Here is a 4958-nt window from a genome sequence, read left to right on the forward strand (position 1 = left end):
TAAGAACAAAGAATGGTCAGCCTGTTTCTCTTGAAAATGAAATAGTAACAGTTGATAGAGCTCATAGTGCTCTCTAAGTTCCTGAGAGTAGGCAAGTATCTTTTCTAGAATCTCTTTATTGGTCAGGTGTGAGCGAAAAGTTGGTCGATAAAATCATTTATCACTGAGTTTACGGCTATCCTGTTGAATGAGTTTCCAGTAACGTTTCATAGTCTTGTATTCATGGGATTTCCTATCGAATTGGTTCATGATTTGAACACGAATACGACTTATAGCACGATTTAAGTGTTGGACAATGTGAAAGCGGTCGAGGACGATTTTAGCAGAAGGAAATAGTTTTCTGGCAATATCGTAGTAGGGACTAAACATGTCCATGGTAATGACTTTCACACGACTTCTCACCTGTCTAGAATAGCGAAGGAAATGATTGCGAATAGTTGCTTGAGTCCGTCCATCTAGGATAGCTACGATCTTTCTGGAATCAAAATCCTGTGCAATGAAGCTTATCTTACCTTTCTTGAAGCTGTACTCATCCCAGTTCATATGTTCTGGAAGGTAGTTGAGATTTGGTGGTTCTTTTTGACTAAGGAAGTCTCTGCGACAGCCATTTTCCTGCATACTTTACAGCGAAAACGGCGTTTTCTCAATCGAATAAGAGTTTTGTAGCCCGCACACTCTAGATAGGGAATTTTAGATTCTTTTTAGAAGTCATATTTAGCCATTTGTCCTTGACAATCGAGATACTTAGGAGCAGGATAATCTAGCTTAGCGATGATTTCCTTATGTGTTCCAGCATCCAGATAATCCAAGATTATGATGTTCTTGTCTTTAATTCCGAGTATGTTTGTGATAAAATTTAATTGTTCCATAAGATTCTTTCTAATGAGGGTTTGGTCACTTTTCATTATAGGTCTTATGGGACTTTTTTCTACAGCAAAATAGGCTCCATAATCCCTATGGTGGCTTTACCCACTACAGAAATTATAGAGCCTAATTAAGCGTGAGAGGAGGCGAACTTCGACTTCTCTTTTGTGATGTTTAAAGTGATATAGATATGCTTTTTAAAGTTTTCAAAGTTCCAATATCCAAAGGCATTGCGTTTGATGTCTTTGATGAGTTTGTTTGTTGCCTCAAGTTTAGAGTTAGAATAGGGCAGTTCCATGGCATTAGTAAGGTAGGTTTTATAACGTATAAATGTGGTTAGAGCTGTTTTAAGGGTATAATTGAGATAAAGTAGTTCATACTGTATTAAGCCAAAGAAATGTTCTGAATTCTGCTCTTTTAAGTGAAAAAGCAAGAGTTGATAGAGGTCGTAGTAAGCTTTTAATTCAGGGAGTAAAATGACGACGTACTTTTCTAGACATCTTGATATCTCCTCTAGTATTTTTATTTTGAACAATTTATAAATCTGTCTAGTTTAGTATAACCTATTCAATCCAACACTTACAATATATAGTGATGGAAGATTGGTGATTGATGGCGATGTTGCCACAATCGGAAATATTTATCATGATAATCCCACCAAAGTTTATAGTGAGTATATTAACAAAGGGAAAAGAAGTGAAGAGATATAGACTAACATCAGATTTTAGATTACGAAAAGTTGACAAAGCACTGTTTAATTTCCAGAAAGCTACCCTAATTGAATTTAACAACCCTGGTTTTGCTTTATTATTAGAATTACTAGATGGGGTGAATAGGGAATTATATGAGGATGAAGTCGAAATGGTTGAAAGACTATTAGTAGGAGGAATAATTGAAGAATGTAGTTAGACTATTGAAAAAAAGAAAATCTAATGATAAATTGCAAGAATAAGTGCAACATTTACTCTAACTCATTCACTAGAGCTTCATAAGCAGTTCTGTAAGCTAAACATTTTCGTGGTCGGTGATTGATATCATATAAGGCCTTGTTCAAAGCCTCATCAGATATAACAGCTAAATCTGTTTTCTTTGGGAAATATTCTCTTAGTAAGCCATTTTCGTTTTCATTACTTCCTCTCTGCCAGGATGAATAGGCGTCCGCAAAGAAAAAGGAAATTCCTAAATTCTCTACTAGAGGATAGCAGGTGAACTCTTTTTCCCTGTCTGAAGTGAAGATTTTAAGAGTCTCTTTTGGAAATAGCTTACAAAGTTGTTCGATGGCTGAAAACATGGCTTTGGCTGTTCTATCTGGTATCTTGAAAGCTAAGTAAAAGCGCGTTTTTCGCTCCAGAAAGGTCGCTAAACAACCCTTGCTTTTGGCCACTGGAAGACACTACAGTATCAAGCTCCCAGTGGCCAAAAGTTTCACGATTCCGGATCTCTTTAGGACGTTTGGCAATTGACGTGCCAATCCTAAATCTTCCACGTATTTCTATGGGTTGTCGAGTTTTTTCCTTTACGACGAAGGACGCTTAAATCCAGATCAATCAAACCAGCATAGAGCCAGTTCTAGATGGTTTTAAAAGCGACCATTGGTTTTTGTTCAAGCTGATAGCGCCCGTAAATCTGTTCAGGCGACCAGGAAGATTTTAAACCGTCCTCAATTTCCTTTTTCAACGCTGGTTTCAAACGAGATTTCCGACCTTTTTGTTTGGCCCTGTGGTCATACTGTTCCTGTGCTAGGGCTGCAGAATAACCTTTTTGACATCGCCTTAACTCTCTTGAAATGGTAGACTTATGGACGCCAAGTTTACTTGCAATTTGGCAAGGTTTCAAACCTGATTCCAAGTAGGTTTCTATCTTTATTCGGTCGGTTATGGTAAGATGGGAGTAGCTCATAGTTTTTCCTCGGGTTCTGTTTGTGTGGTTACTTACAGTTTACACCAATGAAACGCTATGAGTTTTTTGTTGCACTATATTTTACAATTTATCTAATAAAAACTATTGCATCTGTATGTAAAATATGCTATTATTGCTGTGGTAAGGTATTCACTATACATAAAACAAAAAGATTTATAAAGGAGGCTCTATATGGAAAAAAGAACACATCGCATCTTTAAGAAGACAAAGTCGGAAAGACGTTTACGTTTTTCTATTCGAAAATTTAGTGTAGGAATTGCTTCTGTAGCGATTGCAGCTTTTGCATTTTTGGGAGCAAATACTGTTTCAGCTGATTCACTAACTAATACTGATACAGCAAATGCTACAGCGCAAAGCTCTTCAACTAATACTGATACAGCAAATGCTACAGCGCAAAGCTCTTCAACCGTTTCTAGCAGTGAAAACTCTACAGAACCAGAGTCTGAGAAAATAACAAACAAAGAAACTTCAGCAACTTCTGTGGATACTTCATCTACTACATCTAATGCAGGTAACATTTCTTCGACTGGTGAGGAGAATACCAAAGCATTATCCGAGAAAGGTAATGAAGAAAGGTCTTCAACAACAAACAGTTTAAATACGAATCAAGAAGGCTTAGATGCAGGTGAGACTATTGAAAATGTATTACAAAATGCTGTGACAGTAAATGGGACAACGAATGTAGGTAAATCTACAGTTACCAAAGATAATTTTTTAGATTCTTTCAGGTTAAATGGATCCGCAACCTATGATAAAGATACAGGAATAGTCACCTTAACAACAGATAAAAATAATTTAGTAGGTAATTTTACTCTAAAAAGTAAAATCGATATGAGTCAAAGCTTCAATATAGATGGTGAAGTTAATCTTGGGGATAAAACCAAAGATCAAGGTGGAGCTGACGGAATTAGTTTTTCATTTCATGACGGTAATACAACTGACGTTGGACAGTTTGGTGGTAACCTAGGAATAGGTGGGTTACGAAGTGCAGAGTCTTTTAAATTAGATACTTACTATAATTACTATAGGAAACCAAATGGAGATCCAAGTGTCAGTAATGAGGTATATGGTTGGCCAGCAGATCCTGTTCAGCCAGATGGTCAATTTCGTCTAGTATACGGTTCGTTCGCCGAAACAAAATATGAGAAAATTAATGGATACGACAGATGGTGGGTACATAATGATGAGGCTAGAGCACAAAATTTAGATAAATCCGACTTAGATGGTAAGTTCCATAAGTTTACTATTAATTATGATGGTACTACTAAAAAACTCACAGTTACGTACCAAAGTAATAGAGGTTTGTTGACTTGGGAAAAAACAGTTAAAACTGTAAATGAAATTATGGCCATGAATGTTGCAGCTTCGACAGGTGGTTCTAAAAATTTACAACAATTCAAGATTAATAGTTTTGAATATAGTCAGGCTGCAAGCGTTGATGTAGCATATGTTGACACAGATGGCAAAAAAATTGGAGAAGGACAAGCAACATACCCAGACGGTCCCTATAAAGGTAAAACATATAAAACAGAACAAAAAGATATAAAAGGATTTACTTTTAAAGAAATAGATTCTAATGGTTTACCAGCTGAAGGTCCTTTAAGTGAATGGGGAACGAACGGAACTGTTACTTATATTTATACTCGTAATATTCAAAAAGGTAAGATTCAATTTTTGAAGGATAATAAGGATGGCAATGCTCCTGTTCTTGAAAAAGAATTATCAGTATCTGGTGGTTCTGGAACCAAAGTAGACCGTGATATTACTTCAGAACTTAAAAATTTAAGTGATAAAGGCTTTAAGGTAACGTCAAACACCTTTACAGGGGACCAATATTTTGATTATGATGATAATAATGATCAAGTATGGAAAGTTATTTATGAAGAGCAGTCTGAGGCATTTACGGAAAGTCATAAAGTAACAAGAAAAATTAGTTATGTCTACGAGGATGGAAAAACAGACGGTCGACCAACGTTAAAAGATTCAGTTACTCAGGAAGCAGAATTCACTCGTGAAGGAACTAGAAATCCTGTAACAAAAACAATCCAAAAAGTGGAAGCTTGGAAGCCAAGTGATAAAAAGCTTAGTGAAGAGACAACACCAGTTGTACCTGGATTTATTGCAGATAAAACAAAAGTTGATGAACTTACTGTAACTCCAGAAAGTCCTAATAC

Annotated in this window: 2 protein-coding genes and 3 pseudogenes; 2 read left to right on the plus strand and 3 right to left on the minus strand. The window is 36.2% G+C overall.

The genetic code is table 11. The annotated features are described in order from the left end of the window. Positions 1-869: pseudogene (locus tag NMM25_RS10415) on the minus strand (transposase); the annotation flags it as partial. Between the two features lie 125 nt (positions 870-994). Next, positions 995-1363, minus strand: a pseudogene (locus NMM25_RS10420) (transposase); the annotation flags it as partial. Positions 1364-1476: 113 nt separating this feature from the next. Here NMM25_RS10420 and NMM25_RS10425 point away from each other — a divergent pair. Next, complete coding sequence (locus tag NMM25_RS10425) at positions 1477-1773, plus strand: hypothetical protein (RefSeq protein WP_254736830.1); 297 nt, start codon at positions 1477-1479, stop codon at positions 1771-1773. A 52-nt stretch (positions 1774-1825) separates the two neighbouring features. On the opposite strand, the pseudogene NMM25_RS10430 reads toward NMM25_RS10425, so the two are convergent. Further along, a pseudogene (locus NMM25_RS10430) lies at positions 1826-2763 on the minus strand (IS30 family transposase). Positions 2764-2955: 192 nt separating this feature from the next. Between NMM25_RS10430 and NMM25_RS10435 the strand changes: the two are divergent. After that, positions 2956-4958, plus strand: a 2003-nt coding sequence (locus NMM25_RS10435) for a YSIRK-type signal peptide-containing protein (protein WP_254736831.1), incomplete at its 3' end; no start/stop codon positions are given.

It is taken from the genome of Streptococcus sp. CF10-1 (assembly GCF_024295825.1).
In the GTDB taxonomy this organism is placed as follows: Bacteria; Bacillota; Bacilli; order Lactobacillales; family Streptococcaceae; genus Streptococcus.